This is a genomic window from Proteus columbae, from assembly GCF_009914335.1.
In the GTDB taxonomy this organism is placed as follows: domain Bacteria; phylum Pseudomonadota; class Gammaproteobacteria; order Enterobacterales; family Enterobacteriaceae; genus Proteus.
Map to the genome: position 1 here is coordinate 2,355,238 of NZ_CP043925.1, position 17,752 is coordinate 2,372,989.

At 35.7% G+C, this 17,752-nt stretch carries 16 protein-coding genes, 1 tRNA gene and 1 riboswitch; of the genes, 6 read left to right on the forward strand and 11 right to left on the reverse strand.

The window, feature by feature from the left end; translation table 11 throughout:
• Positions 1-46: 46 nt before the first annotated feature.
• Positions 47-229: a YoaH family protein gene (locus tag F1325_RS11230; RefSeq protein ID WP_109374208.1), complete on the reverse strand. Its 183-nt coding sequence runs from the start codon at positions 227-229 to the stop codon at positions 47-49.
• 112 nt (positions 230-341) lie between these two features.
• On the opposite strand from F1325_RS11230, the gene pabB reads away from it, so the two are divergent.
• The 3 genes from pabB to F1325_RS11245 all read left to right on the forward strand — a co-directional run bounded on the left by pabB (position 342) and on the right by F1325_RS11245 (position 3,823).
• Positions 342-1,727 carry an aminodeoxychorismate synthase component 1 gene (gene pabB, locus F1325_RS11235; protein WP_160230449.1) on the forward strand — a complete coding sequence of 462 codons (1,386 nt, stop codon included), beginning with the start codon at positions 342-344 and terminating at the stop codon, positions 1,725-1,727.
• Complete coding sequence (locus F1325_RS11240; protein WP_160230450.1) at positions 1,714-2,277, forward strand: CoA pyrophosphatase; 564 nt, start codon at positions 1,714-1,716, stop codon at positions 2,275-2,277. Before pabB ends, F1325_RS11240 begins: the two co-directional genes overlap by 14 nt.
• 184 nt (positions 2,278-2,461) lie before the next feature.
• Positions 2,462-3,823 carry an L-serine ammonia-lyase gene (locus F1325_RS11245; protein WP_160230451.1) on the forward strand — a complete coding sequence of 454 codons (1,362 nt, stop codon included), beginning with the start codon at positions 2,462-2,464 and terminating at the stop codon, positions 3,821-3,823.
• Positions 3,824-3,862: 39 nt separating this feature from the next.
• Here the strand turns inward: F1325_RS11245 and F1325_RS11250 are convergent.
• A protein-coding gene (locus tag F1325_RS11250; RefSeq protein WP_160229872.1) for an IS3 family transposase occupies positions 3,863-5,073 on the reverse strand; the annotation gives its coding sequence in 2 pieces (ribosomal slippage) (positions 3,863-4,731 and positions 4,731-5,073; 1,212 coding nt in all).
• 538 nt (positions 5,074-5,611) lie between these two features.
• Positions 5,612-5,750: riboswitch (yybP-ykoY riboswitch) on the forward strand.
• A gap of 59 nt (positions 5,751-5,809) precedes the next feature.
• Here F1325_RS11250 and mntP point away from each other — a divergent pair.
• Entirely contained in the window at positions 5,810-6,397 is a 588-nt protein-coding gene (gene mntP / locus F1325_RS11255) for a manganese efflux pump MntP (protein ID WP_109374204.1), read from the forward strand.
• A 91-nt stretch (positions 6,398-6,488) separates the two neighbouring features.
• Here the strand turns inward: mntP and rlmA are convergent, their stop codons facing one another.
• A complete protein-coding gene (rlmA, locus tag F1325_RS11260; RefSeq protein WP_109374203.1) occupies positions 6,489-7,304 on the reverse strand; it encodes a 23S rRNA (guanine(745)-N(1))-methyltransferase in 816 nt (271 codons plus the stop codon).
• 146 nt (positions 7,305-7,450) lie between these two features.
• On the reverse strand, positions 7,451-7,864 hold the full coding sequence (gene psiE / locus F1325_RS11265) for a phosphate-starvation-inducible protein PsiE (RefSeq protein WP_023581865.1): 414 nt from the start codon (positions 7,862-7,864) through the stop codon (positions 7,451-7,453).
• A 235-nt stretch (positions 7,865-8,099) separates the two neighbouring features.
• Here psiE and F1325_RS11270 point away from each other — a divergent pair, with 235 nt between their 5' ends.
• The gene (locus tag F1325_RS11270; RefSeq protein WP_160230452.1) at positions 8,100-8,546 is read left to right on the forward strand and encodes a universal stress protein; all 447 of its coding nucleotides are present in this window, start codon (positions 8,100-8,102) and stop codon (positions 8,544-8,546) included.
• A gap of 191 nt (positions 8,547-8,737) precedes the next feature.
• Here the strand turns inward: F1325_RS11270 and F1325_RS11275 are convergent, their stop codons facing one another.
• The 3 genes from F1325_RS11275 to cycA all read right to left on the reverse strand — a co-directional run bounded on the left by F1325_RS11275 (position 8,738) and on the right by cycA (position 11,792).
• Positions 8,738-9,556 (reverse strand): MBL fold metallo-hydrolase, encoded by an 819-nt coding sequence (locus F1325_RS11275; protein ID WP_109374201.1) that lies wholly within the window; start codon positions 9,554-9,556, stop codon positions 8,738-8,740.
• A 214-nt stretch (positions 9,557-9,770) separates the two neighbouring features.
• Positions 9,771-10,205: a universal stress protein gene (locus F1325_RS11280; protein ID WP_100160390.1), complete on the reverse strand. Its 435-nt coding sequence runs from the start codon at positions 10,203-10,205 to the stop codon at positions 9,771-9,773.
• 183 nt (positions 10,206-10,388) lie between these two features.
• On the reverse strand, positions 10,389-11,792 hold the full coding sequence (gene cycA, locus F1325_RS11285) for a D-serine/D-alanine/glycine transporter (protein WP_109374200.1): 1,404 nt from the start codon (positions 11,790-11,792) through the stop codon (positions 10,389-10,391).
• A 261-nt stretch (positions 11,793-12,053) separates the two neighbouring features.
• On the opposite strand from cycA, the gene F1325_RS11290 reads away from it, so the two are divergent.
• Positions 12,054-12,129: transfer RNA gene (locus tag F1325_RS11290), tRNA-Lys, on the forward strand.
• 237 nt (positions 12,130-12,366) lie between these two features.
• Here F1325_RS11290 and F1325_RS11295 read toward each other — a convergent pair.
• Genes F1325_RS11295 through F1325_RS11310 form a run of 4 tightly spaced genes read right to left on the reverse strand, consistent with a single transcriptional unit; the run spans position 12,367 to position 17,705 of the window.
• Positions 12,367-13,056, reverse strand: a complete 690-nt coding sequence (locus F1325_RS11295) for a fimbrial biogenesis chaperone (RefSeq protein ID WP_160230453.1) — start codon at positions 13,054-13,056, stop codon at positions 12,367-12,369.
• A gap of 2 nt (positions 13,057-13,058) precedes the next feature.
• Positions 13,059-14,438: a fimbrial protein gene (locus F1325_RS11300; RefSeq protein WP_244313518.1), complete on the reverse strand. Its 1,380-nt coding sequence runs from the start codon at positions 14,436-14,438 to the stop codon at positions 13,059-13,061.
• Entirely contained in the window at positions 14,435-16,963 is a 2,529-nt protein-coding gene (locus F1325_RS11305) for a fimbria/pilus outer membrane usher protein (RefSeq protein WP_109374198.1), read from the reverse strand. The genes F1325_RS11300 and F1325_RS11305 overlap by 4 nt, the downstream gene beginning before the upstream one ends.
• Positions 16,964-16,979: 16 nt before the next feature.
• On the reverse strand, positions 16,980-17,705 hold the full coding sequence (locus F1325_RS11310; protein WP_109374197.1) for a fimbrial biogenesis chaperone: 726 nt from the start codon (positions 17,703-17,705) through the stop codon (positions 16,980-16,982).
• Between the last annotated feature and the right edge of the window lie 47 nt (positions 17,706-17,752).

Consider the following 17,752-nt stretch of genomic DNA (forward strand, 5'->3'; position numbering starts at 1 on the left):
AGCATATGGTTAATAACACAATTGTGACATTTGTTAAAAAATTGTTTTATTCATTTTCATCATCAAATACAATAGAAACAGATTCACGGGTCGCGTGTTTCTCTCTTAACTCTTGAGCTACTAATTGGATAGCCTCTCCACTGCTCATTCCCTCAGCCATAAGAGATTGGATTTTTTCTACCGCTTTTTGTTGCTCTTCATGTGTTAATGTAGGCATTCCTAGAAACATAATGTTACTCTTATCTTTATTAACGTCTATTTTGTATTTACATGAATGTAATCTTTTTGATTACAATTTATTGTGCAAATAATACAACACACTTTGTTTACATGGTCATAAGATGGATATGCAATTACAACAACGCGAACTAACTTATACCCCTGATCTAGCATTGCGGGTATTTTCTCCTATTGCGTCATTGCCTTGGTCTAGTTTACTTCATTCTGGCTTTGCCGAACATCCTCATAATCGTTTTGATATTGTTGTCTCCGATCCTGCTGTGACTTTAGAAACTCGCAAACAAACGACAACGATTAAAGAAAAAAACGGCACAGTCAAACGTTCTAAAAAAGATCCCTTCACTCTCATTCAATCTGCGTTGGAACAATTCGATTTTCACCCAGAACAAAGTGAGTCATTGCCTTTTTTGGGTGGCGCTTTAGGTATCTGGAGTTATGACTTAGGTCGTCGTTTTGAAAATTTACCTGAAATAGCGAAAAATGAACTTAGTTTCGCAGATATGGCAATTGGTATTTATGATTGGGCACTTATTGTTGATCACGATTTAAAAAAAGCCACTTTAATTAGCTATCACAATATTGATGAGCGCTTACAGTGGTTAGAAAGCCAAACTTCCACAGCTCTTGATTCACGATTCACCTTAACAACAGATTGGCAATCAAACATCAGTAGTGATGAATATAACGAGAAAATTGCTAAAATTCATCAATACTTACTTTCGGGTGACTGCTATCAAGTTAATTTAGCTCAACGTTTTTGTGCAAGCTATACAGGCAGTGAGTGGAACGCATTCTTAACATTGAATCAAGCTAATAAAGCACCTTTTTCTTCTTTTATGTGTTTGCCAAATAACTTTGTGATTAGTGTTTCACCTGAACGTTTTATTCATTTAGTTGATAATAAAATTGAAACACGTCCTATAAAAGGCACACTACCTCGTAAAGCATCGCCAAAAGAAGATGATGAACAAGCTCAATTATTAGCAAATTCACGTAAAGATCGCGCTGAAAACTTAATGATTGTAGATTTGATGCGTAATGATATTGGCAAAGTTGCAGTAACAGGTTCTGTTAAGGTTCCTGAATTGTTTGTTGTCGAGCGTTTCCCAGCAGTACACCATTTAGTCAGTACTATCACCGCAGCGCTTCCTGAGCATTTAAAAGCAACGGATCTATTAAGAGCGGCTTTCCCTGGTGGTTCAATTACCGGAGCGCCGAAGATCAGAGCTATGGAGATCATTGAAGAATTAGAGCCTCATCGTCGCCATGGATATTGTGGTGCAATTGGTTATATCAGTTTTTGTGGCACAATGGACACCAATATCAGCATTCGCACTTTATTAACTGAAAAAAATAAAATTTACTGTTGGGCAGGTGGTGGTATTGTTGCTGATAGCGTTGCTGAAAAAGAGTACCAAGAAACATTCGATAAACTTGGGCAAATATTAACTGTTTTAAGTGAGTCTACTATCGATGACACCCATTGATACTTTTATCAATCGTTTTCAACTCACATTACCTGATGACAAGGTAAATCAGCCTCTTCATGCCCAAAAATCGGCAGCTGTCCTGCTGCCGATTATCAATAAACCTAACCCAACATTATTATTAACTGAGCGTGCATCAACGTTACGCTCTCATGCAGGGCAAGTCGCTTTACCCGGCGGTAAACGCGATCCTGAAGATAACAACCTTATTGCAACAGCACTAAGGGAGGCGCATGAAGAAGTGGCTATTCCACCCCATGCCGTATCCGTTATTGGTCAATTAGCCCCTTTGCAAAGTTCTAGCGGATATTTAGTTACCCCTATTGTGGGTGTTATTCCTGCGGGTTTACCTTTACGCCATAACCCTGCTGAAGTCGCCTCTATCTTTGAAATGCCACTAAGCCATGTACTTAATGCCCAACATTATCAACCACTAGATTTTCATCGTGCTGGTGAAAATCATCGTATCTACTTTTATCCCTATAATGGACATCTCGTCTGGGGATTAACCGCCGCTATTTTACATAGACTCGCTTTACATATTACTTAACACGCTATTTTATATCCAGCTTGTGCTTTTTATCATCGCCTCCACAACTCTACTTAGCTATTTTAAAAAAATGTTGTAAACTACATTATTAACGGGACGATATAATCGTAAAAACGATCCCTTTACTATAAATAACTATATTTCATTCTTTTTAACCCTCTCTCTTATTATTAAGGAGTCTGACGTGATTAGCGTTTTCGACATGTTTAAAGTGGGCATCGGACCATCTAGCTCTCACACCGTAGGGCCAATGAAAGCGGGTAAAGAATTTGTCGATGATTTAGTCAGCCAGGAATTGATTGCGTCTGTCACTCGCGTAGCTGTTGATGTTTACGGCTCCTTGTCTTTGACAGGCAAAGGTCACCATACTGATATCGCAATTATTATGGGGTTAGCAGGTAATGCACCAGCTACTGTCGATATTGACAGCATTCCCGGTTTTATTCGTGAAGTTGAAGAAACTGGCAAGCTATCATTAGCAAACGGCTTAAAAGTGGTCGATTTCCCAGCAGAAAGTATGCATTTTAGCAATGACAACCTGTCATTACATGAAAATGGTATGACAATCCATGCTTTTGCTGGCGACAAAGAAGTCTATAGAAAAACGTACTACTCTATTGGTGGTGGTTTTATCGTTGATGAAGAAAACTTCGGTAAATCAACATTAAACAGCAAGCCTGTTTCATACCCTTATGCTAGCGCAGAAGAGCTATTAAAACACTGTAAAGAAACGGGTTTATCCATTTCCAGCTTAATGATGAAAAATGAGCTGGATCTGCATACTCAAGCAGAAATTAATGCTTATTTCGCTGATGTTTATAAAACAATGCAAGAGTGTATTGAACACGGTTTAAATACAGAAGGCGTATTACCAGGGCCATTACGTGTACCTCGTCGTGCTGCTGCATTAAATCGCTTATTGACATCAAGCAACAGCCTGTCAAACGATCCAATGAAAGTCGTTGATCTGATCAATATGTTTGCACTAGCGGTTAATGAAGAAAACGCAGCAGGTGGACGCGTTGTAACAGCACCAACAAATGGCGCATGTGGTATCGTTCCTGCTGTATTGGCTTACTACGATCGTTGCATCGAACCTGTTACACAAGAAATCTACTTACGCTATTTCTTAGCATCTGGCGCAATTGGTATTCTTTACAAAATGAATGCTTCTATTTCTGGTGCAGAAGTAGGTTGCCAAGGCGAAGTTGGCGTAGCTTGTTCAATGGCAGCTGCGGGTCTTGCTGAATTATTAGGCGGAAGTCCAGAACAAGTCTGTATCGCTGCTGAAATCGGTATGGAACACAACCTTGGTTTAACTTGTGACCCAGTTGCAGGCCAAGTCCAAGTTCCTTGTATTGAACGTAATGCCATTGCTTCTGTTAAAGCAGTCAATGCCGCGCGTATGGCAATTCGTCGTACCAGTGAACCTCGTGTTTCTCTCGATAAAGTCATTGAAACCATGTATGAAACGGGTAAAGACATGAATGCTAAATACCGCGAAACATCACGCGGTGGTCTTGCAATCAAAGTACAGTGTGACTAATTAACACTATGACTAGTCCTGATATAGGTTGACAACTTTTCAGGCATAAAACGCTCGATGTACTTCATCGGGCGTTTTATAGTTTAACGATAAGTGTGGCCGTTTTTCATTATAGAGTTGGATTGATTCTTCTACTAATTTTCTTGCTTGTTCCAGATTACTCGGTTTTATCAGTAGATACTCCATTTTTAATATTCCATTAATTCGTTCTGCTAAGGCATTTTGATAACAATCATACCCATCAGTCATAGAACATTGAATATTATGCTCTTTATGTATCTCCTGATATTCCGAAGAACAATACTGTATCCCTCGATCTGAATGATGGATTAACGAAGTTGTCGAAGTCCGTTTTTTTAACGCCTGAACCAACGATTTCTTCACTGAACTTGTTTTCATATTGTTATCTAAATGATATCCCACGATTTTTCGTGAATACGCATCCGTAATTAAACTTAAATAAGTATCACCTTCATGCGTCGATAAATAGGTAATATCTGCTACCCAAAGCTGTTCTGGTTGTGTGGGGATAAACCCTGACTTAATTAAATTTGGATGCCGATAAAAACGATGATGGCTTAAGGTTGTTCGATGATAAGCCCGTTTATTAGGCACCAGTAACTGATGTTCCTTCAATAAAGAAAATAGCCGATCACGACCAATAACCATCTGTTTTTGCTTTAAAATAAAATGTAATTTACGCCCACCCAGTCGAGGTTGTAAGACTCGTTCAGATTTAACAGCATCAATGATGGCCGAATCGGCTTTCTTTCGTTCCTCAGTTCTATCCAGTCTCTTGTAATAAGCCTGTCGGCTGATCTGCATAAAACGGCAAGCAATTGTTACGGTGAGGTTTTTAACCGTTTTTTCTTTAATAACTCGGCTTTGCGCTTTTTTGACAAACGAACTCCAAAGTCTCTATCCATGACTTTAACCACTGCTTCGAAGAAATCGGATTTAAGCCGAGCCTCTTCAAGTTCCTTTTCAAGGATCTTAATGCGTTGTTCCGGCGTTTGTTGTTCAGAAGATTGGGTCATAGCTGAACCTCTATAAAAAGTATCAGGGGTACCGTTTGACCAATCTAACCTACCATGCTTACGAAGCCAAACTAAAACAGTAGAGCATCCTTGTATACCATAGCGATCTTGGGCTTGTTTATAGGTTATTTCGCCTTTTTCAACTTGGTCAACAAGCTGTAATTTAAAAGCGAGAGAATAATCGCGTTGAGTTCGTTTAGTGATTGGTTTCATTACACTCTCCAATTTCAGATTGGAAAAGTGTCAACCTTATTCAGGACGGGTCACTATTTAGACGAAAAGCCATTCATTTTGAATGGCTTTTTTATTTCAGCTACTTTATTTTTAATCATCGCTTAACCCTTAGATAACTAAAGAAAATAATTATTAAATATACATTTGAAATTAAGCAATCTATCTTTTTATAATTTAAAACTTTTTATTTTTATATATTAAATTCCAGCACTAAATATACTTATTAAATATAGGCTCATTTAATATTTATTTAATTTTGTAGGAAATAGAGCTTATAATTTTTAGGTGTACTCATTTCTATAAAATATTAATTTCTTATTATAAAAATAATTAAAACCCATCATTTATTATATGGTTAATAATTCATCATATTGAATTTTATCATTTTTTTAACATTTGAAGATCGTTTAAAATATATTTAAAACAACCTGATTTAATAATGATAATTATTATCAATATCATCTTTGAAATATAATAAATAATATGTTGCCTTTCGAAAATAATATGTTATCTTCTGCACCAAGTCATTGGGGAGTAGCCTGTCTTAAAATAAGAATAATTATTTTAAGAAATCTGTATCAACATACTCGCTTATTTTCATCTAGCGTGGTGCAGATGCCGTAATACGGTTGGCAAGACCATAGACACATAATTGTACTTCTTTGGTTGGGGGTCAATTGTGTGTATATGGAAATACCCCAACCGAGGCTTTATTATGAGTTTCTACGCTACTATCATTCTCGCCCTTGCCCTTTCTATGGACGCATTTGCTGTTGCTGTCTGTAAAGGAGCCACATTACACAAACCTCGTTTTCGCGAAGCACTCCGCACTGGATTTATATTCGGTATTATTGAAGCCAGCACACCCGTTATTGGTTGGGCGATAGGCTTATATACTAGCCAATATATTATTCAATGGGATCACTGGGTTGCCTTTGGATTACTGTTTGTTCTTGGTAGCCGGATGATTTACCAAAGCTTAAAACGTGGCGATGATTGTCCTTGTGAAGAAGAAGCCCCACAACGCCACGGCTCACTATCTTTAATCGCCACAGGTATTGCTACAAGCCTTGATGCAATGGCAATTGGTGTCGGTTTAGCGTTTCTTCAAGTCAATATTGTTCATACCGCAATGACGATTGGTATGATGACCATGATCATGGCTACGCTGGGTATGCTAATTGGGCGCTACATTGGCCCAGTACTTGGAAAAAAAGCAGAAATTATTGGCGGGATCGTATTAATTGCTATCGGCTTTAATATTGTATTCGAACACTTAGAATTATTTATGTACGCCAAATAATCACTAATAAAGCATATTAAAAAGCTTAGGTTTGAAATATCACGACCTAAGCTTTTTTATTAACTTAATAAAATATTATTATTTCACATTATTAAGCATGACGTTGATAGACTCGAATTAAAAAGTCTGTTTCACATTCAAAGTTTTTACTTTCCGCTAATGTTTGTTTTACTTCTTCGCTTGCACGCCATGCAAACGGCGTCATTTGTAATAAATCAAAAGCCTGCTTACCGTTTAAATTCATCATATAAGCAACTTGATGTTCAGACACTTTATTAAACCCATCAAAATGTTCTTCTTTTAATGGGTGAAGATGTACTTCTGAATAAATCAGTGCTTTTAACTGATAAAGGTGACGAGGAGCTGGTGTAACAGTAATAATATAACCATTGTGCACAATGACTCTTGCTAATTCATCACTGTTACAAGGGGCGTAAATACGCACAACCGCATTTAAAGAAGCATCACAAAAAGGTAAACGTTGACTTGAAGCTACACAAAAATGAATGGATGAATAGCGTTTAGCTGCATATTTAATTGCAACCTTAGAAACATCTAAGCCATAAACTTGTGGATTATGTAATTTTAGATTTTGATAAAATTGATTGGTGTAATAACCTTCACCACAACCAATATCCAATACAACACTGTTATCTTCAGGCAATAATGTTTGTATTAACTCAGCCACTTTATCTCGCATTGGCTGGTAAAAACCTGCATCTAAAAACTCACGGCGTGCATTAATCATTTCAGCACTATCACCAGGCTCTTTTGAGCGTTTAAATTGCACTGGCAACAAATTGACATACCCTTCTTTAGCACAATCAAATTGATGATTATTTTCACAGACCCAACTGTGAGCTTGAAGAGAAAGCGCCTGATAACATAATGGACATTGATAAGACATAGTAATATTTTTGTATAACCCAGAATAGAATTGGGAGAGATAATAACATACCTCTCCCAATCTTGCGGAAAACCTTACTCTTTATTTTTAATCTTAAGTCATGCTTTCTATGCTAAGTAGCTTACTAAGCACAACTTATAGGCGAATTAAGTTCGTTTTAGTTTTTCAGTGTTAGCGATAAATAACGCAATAACTAACAACAATATTGCACCTGATTGAATTAGCGTATCAACGGAGTCTTTATGCTCAACAATAATTAAACGCACTATTGCTGTTATTCCAATATAAATAAAATATCTCAGAGGGAAATGCCCACCAGATAAAAAATACTTAACAATAAGTGCAATAAACTCAAAATAAAGAAAGTAGATCAAAATGCCTTCTAATAATTGATAAGACGACTCTTCTGCACCTAAATTAAATAATAATGAAGCAATTACATATGTTTCTTTGATAAGAAAACTGACCAATACAATCGCTAAAATAAGTAACCCAATATTAAGCACCCACTGTAATATAGTGGCAATACATTTCAGTAAGTCTTCGCTTGATTTTCTCATATAAACTATAACCTAGTGGGATCATTCCGTGATGTGTAAAAATAATAAAAGATCTATTAGACAATTTTACTAAATTTTAATGGATTTACGCATTCACCACACCATTTTTTTATCTTTTAGAGCCAAAAAACCAAGAATAATGATGCAATAATCGCAATATTTACTTTTAAATTTCAACTTGTAAGCCGATTTACTTATACTTAATTTAAGGGCTAATTTATTGAAAAGGCACACTATGGCTAACAAATACCTCGTTGCAATTGATTTATTAGAAGATAGCAGAATTCAGCGCATGATCGAAGATATTCACTTCCTAGCTAGGAAACCAGAAAATTATTTCCATTTCATTACAGTTATGCCTAATTTGCGCTCTTTAGAAGCTTATGGGCTTAATTGTGACAGCTCGTCGGTCATTGAGAAAAAGCAACAAGCTTTAGTTTTATTGACTGAAAAATTAGAGCAATGCGTAAAACAACAATTTAACTTACCCAAAGAGCAATACCAATGCCATGCCGTTATTGGTACGCCTAATTATAATATTCTAGAGTTAACAGATGAAATTGATGCAGATACCATTATTATTGGTTCAAGTTCACGCAATAAACGTAATATTTTACTGGGTTCGACAGCGGATTATATTGTAAACAATACGTCGCGTTCAGTAATGGTTATTCGCAAGTAAAATCACCAATACACTTTTCTTTTGGCAATAAAGTTAGATCATTTATTGCCAATAACTATTCTACTATTCTCTTCATTATAAATAGCACTAAATGCACTTTAATTTTTTTGTTTCAATAGCTTATTTTGTTAGAATGCAGACCAAAAAAACAAAAAATTCGCCTCTTTTAAGAGACTTCGTTCCATTAAATACTACTCAAAAGATAAAGATTGTCCTGCATTGAAATCTTTTGCATTAAGATATTTTCGCCCTAATCCCCCTGTGCAATGGCATCCATACACATCAATATTTTCATCTATGGCTTTTTTAGCACGCTGTAAAGCAAATGGTGTTGCACAACGTAAATGCAATCCCCCGACAATCGCTTGAATTTGGTTATTTCCAGTTATTTTTTTCGCGTGCCCAATGATGGATTCAATACCAGAATGACTACAACCAGTGATAATCACTAGGCCTTTTTTTCCTTGCCAAACAAGAAAACTATCATCAAGAACATAATCATCTTCTTCACCTGATTCATGAATAATAACACCATAGCGTTTATTCACTTGACGTTGAGTCACTTGTCCCGAATAGATAAAACTTTTTTCGATTACTAACGGTGCTTGTGTTAATTCAAAAGAAAACTGCGCTTCGAGTTTTGCTCGATCAAATAAAGGTGCTAAACGTTTAAATTTAATATTTTTATTACCTAAAAAAAGGGCTGAATAACGAACAGAAAATAAATGAGGATGGGCGATAATTCGTGGTTTATGGGTGAAAAAATCTACTGGCAAATGTGTAAGTCCACCAAAATGATCATAATGCCCATGAGACACAACAATCGTTTTCAATGTGGTTAAATCAATACCCATTTTTTTTGCATTTGAAATAAAGGTAAGGTCTTTTCCAGTATCAAAGAGAATTTTAGCTTGGCACTCATCATCTTCTAACAACAATGATAAACCAGGATAATGGTTAAGTTCAGGATTAATCGATTTGTTTTCTAGTAATGCGGTGATCGTTAACATAGGGATTTTTTAATTATTATCAGAAGATAACGTAATAGTAATTAAAAAAAGAATTTGTTCCAAATATAAAAGCTGCTGATTTGTGCGATTGCTTTACCTTTTTAATCGCATAATCGCTGTTACGTGCGAACAAAACATAACAGCGATATCACTAAACTCTGCAAATATTCTTATTTTTCACTTATAAACACATTAGAGTTATCTTACGGCTCTATTATCTTACTACCATAACAGAACGTTTTGCATAACGTGTAATATCTGCGGCGGTTGAACCGATATGATAAGAGTCATCTTCAGGATTATGCGAACCAATCACAATTAAATCCGCATTCACCTCATCAGCAATCTGCAATATTGCATCTCGTGGTGTACCAATACAAATGTGAGTTTGCATTCTGTCATCAGGTAAATCAAAACGTTCGATTATTTTTTTAAGCTCTTTTTCCGCTGACGTTTTTAAGCATCCTTGATCTAATTGATCGCCATTCATAACAAGTCGATAATAAGAAGATTGTGGAAGTTTAGGTAACACATACAAAAAGTGAACATAAGGATCTTCATTTTTTGCAATATTTTCCACTAACGGAATTGCTTTGTTCATCAGGTTATCTTCATCAATATCAATGGGAACCAAAATATTCTTATACATACCGTCTCCTTTTATTTTAATTGTAGGATAGTGTATTTTAAAAAAATTGCTGGATATAGTTAACATATTCTAAAAATATATTAACTCACTTGAATAACACCTAATTTTTAATCAAAAAAATAGCCCTATCATCGATTGATAAGGCTATACATTTAATAAAAAAAGAATGCGTAATTTATTTTTCTATTGCCATTTTTGTTTACGTTTTTTAACGTACTGATAGCCAATTGCTAATGCAATAAACCATAATGGAGTCACACTTAATGCTTGGCGGGTATCATGTTCAAAAGCGAGTAGCAACGTCATAAATGCAAAAAATGCAAGACACAGCCACGACATAATAATTCCCAAAGGCATTTTATAGATAGACTTTTCATGCAATTGTGGGCGTTTTTTACGATATGCCAAATAAGAGCATAAAATCATACTCCAAATAAACATAAATAATAACGCAGAGACTGTTGTTACCAAGGTAAATACGTGCATAACATCAGGAATAAAGTAGATTAATATAATTCCACATGACAAACATAAGCTAGTAAATAACAGTCCATTGGCAGGTACTGCACGTTTAGATAATTGGCTAAACTGTTTTGGTGCTTCGCCTTCTTTAGATAAACCGAATAACATTCGGCTTGTGGAAAATATCCCACTATTTGCAGAAGAGGCTGCTGCCGTTAATACCACGAAGTTTACTAAACTTGCAGCTGCAGGTATTCCTATCATAACGAATAACTCAACAAATGGGCTTTTATCCGCCAAAATAGAACGCCATGGAGTTACCGACATGATAATTGCTAATGCTAGTACGTAAAAAGTAATAATACGGATAGGAATAGCATTGATAGCTTTCGGCAAGGATTTTTCTGGATCACGAGTTTCTGCAGCCGCAGTCCCGACTAATTCAATCCCAACAAACGCAAAAATAGCAATTTGGAATCCAGCAAAAAATCCACTTAACCCCTTAGGGAACATTCCCCCATCATTCCAAATATTCTCTAGTGCTGCTGTGTGTCCTGCTGGCGATTCAAACCCAATACTGATAAGAACAATACCAACAATAATTAAAGAGACAATTGCGGTTATTTTTATCATGGAGAACCAAAATTCCATTTCTCCGAAGAGTTTGACTGTTGCTAAATTTAAAATAAGCAATGTCAGCACACAAATAAAGGATGTTCCCCATTCAGGAAAATTAGGAGCCCAATAACTAATATAGGACGTTATAGCGACGATATCGGCAATACCCGTAATGACCCAGCAAAACCAATATGTCCAGCCAACAAAAAAGCCAGCCCACGGCCCTAATAAATCACCAGCAAAATCACTAAATGACTTATATTCTAAATTTGATAACAACAGCTCGCCCATCGCTCTCATCACAAAGAACAAGACAAAACCAATTATCATATAAACAAAAATAATTGATGGTCCAGCTAACGAAATGGTTTTCCCTGATCCCATAAATAGACCAGTACCGATAGCACCACCAATAGCAATTAATTGAATATGACGATTTGTTAGCCCGCGCTGTAGAGTAGCATTTTTCACTCTAACGGGAGGAGAAATTTCTGTTTGATCTTCCATACAATACCTGAAGTGTTTTCATATTTTCGATGTTGTTTTTACCGCTATTTTATTTTTTAACGCGGTAATATGTTTGCGAAATTATTGTGACACAAATCTCAGTATAAGTAATGAAAAGATCACTTTTAGTAAAATGAATGATGCTTTGATAACCAGATAAGATCCTTTCTTTAATTTAATCGGCGATATTTTATCCATTTGAAAAAAAAATCAAAATAAGCACTTGACCATCGCATTTGAGAGGAGAATAATCAGTGCATCGGGTTGTTAGCTCAGTCGGTAGAGCAGTTGACTCTTAATCAATTGGTCGGGAGTTCGAGCCTCCCACGACCCACCAAATTTAAGCTGATAAATCAGACATTTATGCCACTTAGCAATAAGTGGCTTTTTTGTATCTGGAAGAAAGTGGCGACAAAATGGCGCATTTATCTTAATCTAGAAACTCAAAATAATACGGTAATTAAAAAAATAACATTGGCTTATATTTCATTCAATTTTTATAATTAATGAGACTAATTAAAACAAACAATTAGTCTAATTTAATTACATAATCCAATACAAACCACCAGCAAATCTACTTTATCTCTTTTTTATCTTTAAATTCGCCACCAAAATCATCAATCAGAATATAGCTAATTTGGTTTATTTGACTGTTTTCTAATGTAACTTGTTGTTTTGAAAATGGCGCTATCATAGGAATGAGAATATTAGGATTATTTTCGCCAGATGCTGATTTAATAGTGACATAAAAAGGTGTCGGATTTTCAATTGTTAACTGTTTATCTGATCTCGTAAAAATAAGAGCGCTACTGACATCGGAAATCACCATAATTAAATCATCAGGGCGATAGAATACTTTTACTTGTAATCTGACAACGACATTAATTAAACCTTCATCATATTTTTTGTTCGCAGGCTTAGGCATGATTTCATATAAATTAAGCCAGTAAAGTGTCTCTTTCTCTTTATCTGTATTGGTAAATTTATTAATTACTCGTACTCGTTGTGATTCACTCGGTTTTAATTGTAATACTGGCGGTAATGATAAAGCGGAAACATCAGTTATGGTTTCTGGAGTATTTTCTGGATTGCCATCATCCACCCATGTTTGAACCACCACAGGAAACTCACCATCATTCTTTATATTTAAGGATGTTTCTTTGTCTGAGTGATAAAGGATCACTCTTGACCCCTCTAATGCTAAATTCGCTTTGGCGATAAACGAAAAACACAGTAACAGAATAAAAATACTGATCCTTTTCATATTTATTGCACCTGTATAATTACTTGTAATGTCGCATTAAATTTACCAGCAGTTATTTTCTCTCTCGGTAACGCTTCTAATGAGGCATATAATGTTTTAGTTAAATCGGCAATACCATTATTATATGAGACTGAACTAGCATCATCATAAATAGGATACCAACCATAACCTTCACCTTGCCCTTCATTAGCTAATGTTGATAACAAGTTTAATGGCATACCTGATGGGCGATATATTCTTACACCAACCCCTTTTGCCATATTTGAGTCAGTACCATAACCGTCTGTCACTAAATGGGTAATTGCGGCACCATTAGGTACTGTTAATCCTAATTCAATTGCCTTGTTAACATTTGTAGGTCTAGGTAAAAATCCCATTGCGGTTTGCCCTGCTCCCGTTCCGCTGGAAATATTACTCATGCCATCGTTCGCAGGTGGTGCTAATTGACAATAAAAATCAATAGTAATAGGTAAAGTCACTTTTTTGCCACTTGCTAACTCATTAATAGTGACCAATGGGAATGAAACATAAGGCGTAACATTTCGCACAAAACAAGTGGACACATTACGAATATAAATACGACGAGACATATTTACAGCAGCAGGCCAATAAGCATAAAAGCCATGATAATTTGTAGCGTGATCTGTACCATCTTTTAATAAATAAGAGAAGTTAGAGCTTTGAAAAGCGATATAACCTGCTGGTTGGTTAATAAATGTAATTAGCCCGCTACTTGATTGTGCGGGTGGCATATCACTTGTTCTTTCATAGTTAATCTTAAATAACTCCACTTCCATATTAGAGAAGTCTTTTGCTTTTACTAAGATCCACCCTTGGCTATCTCTTTCTAAATTTGTTAATGGTCGCGATTTCCAATAGCGGCTATAATATTCACCCGTAATAGTATTTTTAATACGGATACCTAATCCTCTTGCGAGACTAATATATGTTTCTTGTAATCCTAAAGCTGGATTAACTAAATTTTTGCCACCATAGTTATAGTCACCATTCGTTGAATAGAACTCTCTTAATTTACCCTCTTCATCAGCTGTGCAACGAAATAATATTTGTTCAGGATCATAAACTTCATAACCCGCCTCAAAAAAAGAGACAAAGCCACTCGCCACTAATGTACCTGGAATTTGAAACTGATCGTTATTAACATTAATTACTTTAGGGGTACTTCCCATTGATCCTGAATCATCCCGTGCACCTTGCCAATTTTTCGCTGAACCTTTACCAGGCTCGGTATAAAGTACACTATTGGGATTCGTCGTGGTGATTGTTATTTTATAACATATTGCCGAAGCTAAAGAAGAAAATAGCATCAACGCCAATAAAATAGAGAACTGACAAGAAAGTAAACAGCGATTTAATTTCATAAGCATTGACCTGATAATAAAATGAGTTTATCGGCTTCTTTTTCTTCTGGTATTGAGTAATCGATTTGGCAGCTATCTTCATCTTTACCGACGGTCAGTGTCCCTTTTCTATTTTCAACCCTGACATAAATCTGGTTACTTTGTCCCACCATGCCAACAATATGCCTATCTTTATCATAAACATTTTCACCTAATACCAATGGACTTTCAGGCTTAACCGAAATCAATACAGGATATCCGACTTGGGTTTTAAAAACGATTTTGGTACTTGAACCTGAATACGGTGCTATTTGTTTAGTGTTTTCCAGTAGCTCAATATTATTATTTCTAATATTTTTCCCATCCAAACTAACATTGTTATATTGATAAGGAACAAGGGAAGGCACAATAGCGTAACCAAAAGGATCAATGCGTGCACCCATACCATTACTCACCCTCGCACCACTTGCACCTTTTGCTTCTACTAAAGCAAAAGAATCACTAATACGAGGTCCTAATGTTACCCCGCCACTGTGTGCAACTAACGCACCTTGAATACCCACGCTACCTTGAGTGTAACGTTTACCATTAGAGATACTGCCTGATAACGTAGTAAAAGGAAGCTGTTTAATTAAATGCAAACCACTGCCTACCGCTCTATTTTGTGTGTCGTAATCTGCATTTACACTATAAGAAAGTGTTTTATCTTCCCCTAAAAGTCCTGATAAATTCGTTTGGTAACTTGAATCATCACTAGAATGACTAGAAGATAATGATAGCATTGGCGAATAATCAGAGCGTCCTAATGGCATAGAAACAGATAACATCACCATATCTTCTGATATCGGATCGGTTGTTATTGATGTAAAAGTATTATTTGCCGTCATTTGCCCCGTTTTTTGGCGGCTATAGGCGAGGCTATAAGCAATATCTTTATAGGTATTGGAATAACCGATTTGATACTGGGCATCATGTCCTTTATTACCATAATAATTACTGATAGAGCCTGAAATATAAAGTTGCCCCCACTTATCAAGAGACTGATTAACACTCAGTGTAAACTGGCTTTCTTGGTTATAACTGTTGGAATTCCATTCCATATCATTGCTTACACTTTTTCTCAATCCCAAGACATCATTATATTCGCGGAAATTCTCTGTTGAATATTTATAACCTGCGAGTGTAATAACGGTATTGGTTGGGCTAAAAGTACGGCTATAACTAATACCTAATCGTCCACCTTGATAATTATTACCGCCGACTTCAGCATTTGAAAAGGCTGAATTAAAACCTATCGCCCCTAATTTTGTAGCAATAACAGAGCCGACAAATACTGCCTGATATTGATGACCTACACGCATCCCTGTATTTAGCGTTACCGTATTATTCACACCATATTGCAAAGCAACATCTGAAAAATAACTATTTTCTGAACCAAAGTTATTCACTTCACCCGCAGTAAAGTTATATTTAAAGCGACCAGCCCTTACTGACTCAGGTAATGCGGTAAATGGCACTGTAAAAGAAGAAACTTTGCCATTACTTTCGTTGATTTCGACTAATAAATCCCCTTCATAACTGGTTGGATAAAGGTCGTTTATTTCAAATTGTCCAGGTGATACCGTTGTTTGATAAATTTCAGTGCCGTTTTGTTTTATCACTACACGGGCGGTAGTCGTCGCAATACCACGAATAATAGGTGCATAACCTTTTTGAGAATCTGGCAACATTCTTTCATCAGACATTAATTGAATACCTTTAAATGCCAGACTAGAAAATTGTGCGCCTGTTGTATAAATATCGCCGACAACTAACATTGACTTTAATGTCAGTAATGGTTTTTGTAGATAAGTTCTTATCCAATTAAAGTCACTATTACTTCCCGATTTTGATGAATTATAAGAGTAAGATGCTTGTTGGCGAAATTGCCAAGTTCCCAGATTTACGCCCATATTGACACTACCAAAACCATAGTCTGAAGTTTGTCCGTTCGATTTATTCTTATAGTAATTACCCGAATAATTGGTGAACAACATAGTGTTGCCCGCATCTAAATCGTCTTCATTGACATAGCCTTGTGGTCTTCGTTTTAATAAGATTTGAGGCACTGCAATCATTATTCTAAAGTTAGAAGCATCAAACGAATCTACAATGTTTGTATTAATTTGGTTTAATACTAAACATTGACTATTATCTTGACTGATCTCGTTCTCCAGCAAGATCCCCATTTCATCAATTTGTTGTTGATTAAAACAAGGTGTCACTTTGCCTTTATCATTTAGTTGAAAACGCACAGTTTTTCTTTCAAAAAAACGATTATTAATGTAAATGTCAACATCATAATCACCAGGCTCTACATAATTACTATCATGAAGCTGATTAATGTTGATATTATTTTTGTTACCTAATAATAAAGAAGGATCAAATTCATAATCATCAGCAAATGCAGAAGTCATTGATTGAATAAATAGAGAAAATGAGCCGATTAAGAGTACGACTTTTATTCTCTTATTTAATTGTGCTGTACTTTTTTCTATGACTTTCATTTCAATGCCATTTTTATTAATGAATTAAATCTGTCACGCTGTTTTGTCCACCTAGATCGTTAAGGTATTTATAGGTTATTTTATCGGGTGAAAATGAAAGCTTTCCGCCATTTTCAGCGACTAATACTTCCGTTGATAACGGAGAAACCATAGTTGATTTAAATATAAATTTTTGTCCCGATGCATTAGTGGCCTCAAGTTGTGCAAATGACACAAAGAAAGGTGAATCATTTTTAACTTTTATATTGCCATTACTTTCTTTTGAGAAAGATATTTGTTTCTCGATATTATTTAACTGAGAGACAATCGCTGTTGGGCGATAAAATATTTTTAATCGATGATGCACAATAACCGTAAAGCTATTTCCTTCTTTTATATCTTTATTCAAATCTTTAGGTGGGATTTGTGCTACGTTTAAATAGAAAATAGATTCTTTATCTTGTGGCAAACCTTCACCAGTATAAATTAATCGTGCGTCTCTCCCTGTTTTAGGATCGATACGAAACACGGGGGGCTGAATAACAAAAGGCGCATCTGCATTATCCGGGGTCGAATTAGGATTATTTTTATCCGCCCATATTTGCATAATGTAGGGAATTTCATCGTTATTCATAAACTTTAAAACTTCAAAGCGTGAATCCGATGAATAAACAATACGTGTTTTTAGCATAGTGACACTAGAATATGATGCTGTGCTATAACTTAAGAAAAATACGACAATTAGCAGTATTATTTTTTTCATTACTTATCTTCCTCTTATATAAATAGAAAAATGTCTCCTTTATATAA

Excerpts from the sequence above, each read along its gene's own strand:
- F1325_RS11230 (WP_109374208.1), bottom strand. The coding sequence starts at position 229 with ATGTTTCTAGGAATGCCTACATTAACACATGAAGAGCAACAAAAAGCG.
- pabB (WP_160230449.1), top strand. The coding sequence starts at position 342 with ATGGATATGCAATTACAACAACGCGAACTAACTTATACCCCTGATCTA.
- F1325_RS11240 (WP_160230450.1), top strand. The coding sequence starts at position 1,714 with ATGACACCCATTGATACTTTTATCAATCGTTTTCAACTCACATTACCT.
- mntP (WP_109374204.1), top strand. The coding sequence starts at position 5,810 with ATGAGTTTCTACGCTACTATCATTCTCGCCCTTGCCCTTTCTATGGAC.
- rlmA (WP_109374203.1), bottom strand. The coding sequence starts at position 7,304 with ATGTCTTATCAATGTCCATTATGTTATCAGGCGCTTTCTCTTCAAGCT.
- psiE (WP_023581865.1), bottom strand. The coding sequence starts at position 7,864 with ATGAGAAAATCAAGCGAAGACTTACTGAAATGTATTGCCACTATATTA.
- F1325_RS11270 (WP_160230452.1), top strand. The coding sequence starts at position 8,100 with ATGGCTAACAAATACCTCGTTGCAATTGATTTATTAGAAGATAGCAGA.
- F1325_RS11275 (WP_109374201.1), bottom strand. The coding sequence starts at position 9,556 with ATGTTAACGATCACCGCATTACTAGAAAACAAATCGATTAATCCTGAA.
- F1325_RS11280 (WP_100160390.1), bottom strand. The coding sequence starts at position 10,205 with ATGTATAAGAATATTTTGGTTCCCATTGATATTGATGAAGATAACCTG.
- cycA (WP_109374200.1), bottom strand. The coding sequence starts at position 11,792 with ATGGAAGATCAAACAGAAATTTCTCCTCCCGTTAGAGTGAAAAATGCT.
- F1325_RS11295 (WP_160230453.1), bottom strand. The coding sequence starts at position 13,056 with ATGAAAAGGATCAGTATTTTTATTCTGTTACTGTGTTTTTCGTTTATC.
- F1325_RS11300 (WP_244313518.1), bottom strand. The coding sequence starts at position 14,438 with ATGAAATTAAATCGCTGTTTACTTTCTTGTCAGTTCTCTATTTTATTG.
- F1325_RS11305 (WP_109374198.1), bottom strand. The coding sequence starts at position 16,963 with ATGAAAGTCATAGAAAAAAGTACAGCACAATTAAATAAGAGAATAAAA.
- F1325_RS11310 (WP_109374197.1), bottom strand. The coding sequence starts at position 17,705 with ATGAAAAAAATAATACTGCTAATTGTCGTATTTTTCTTAAGTTATAGC.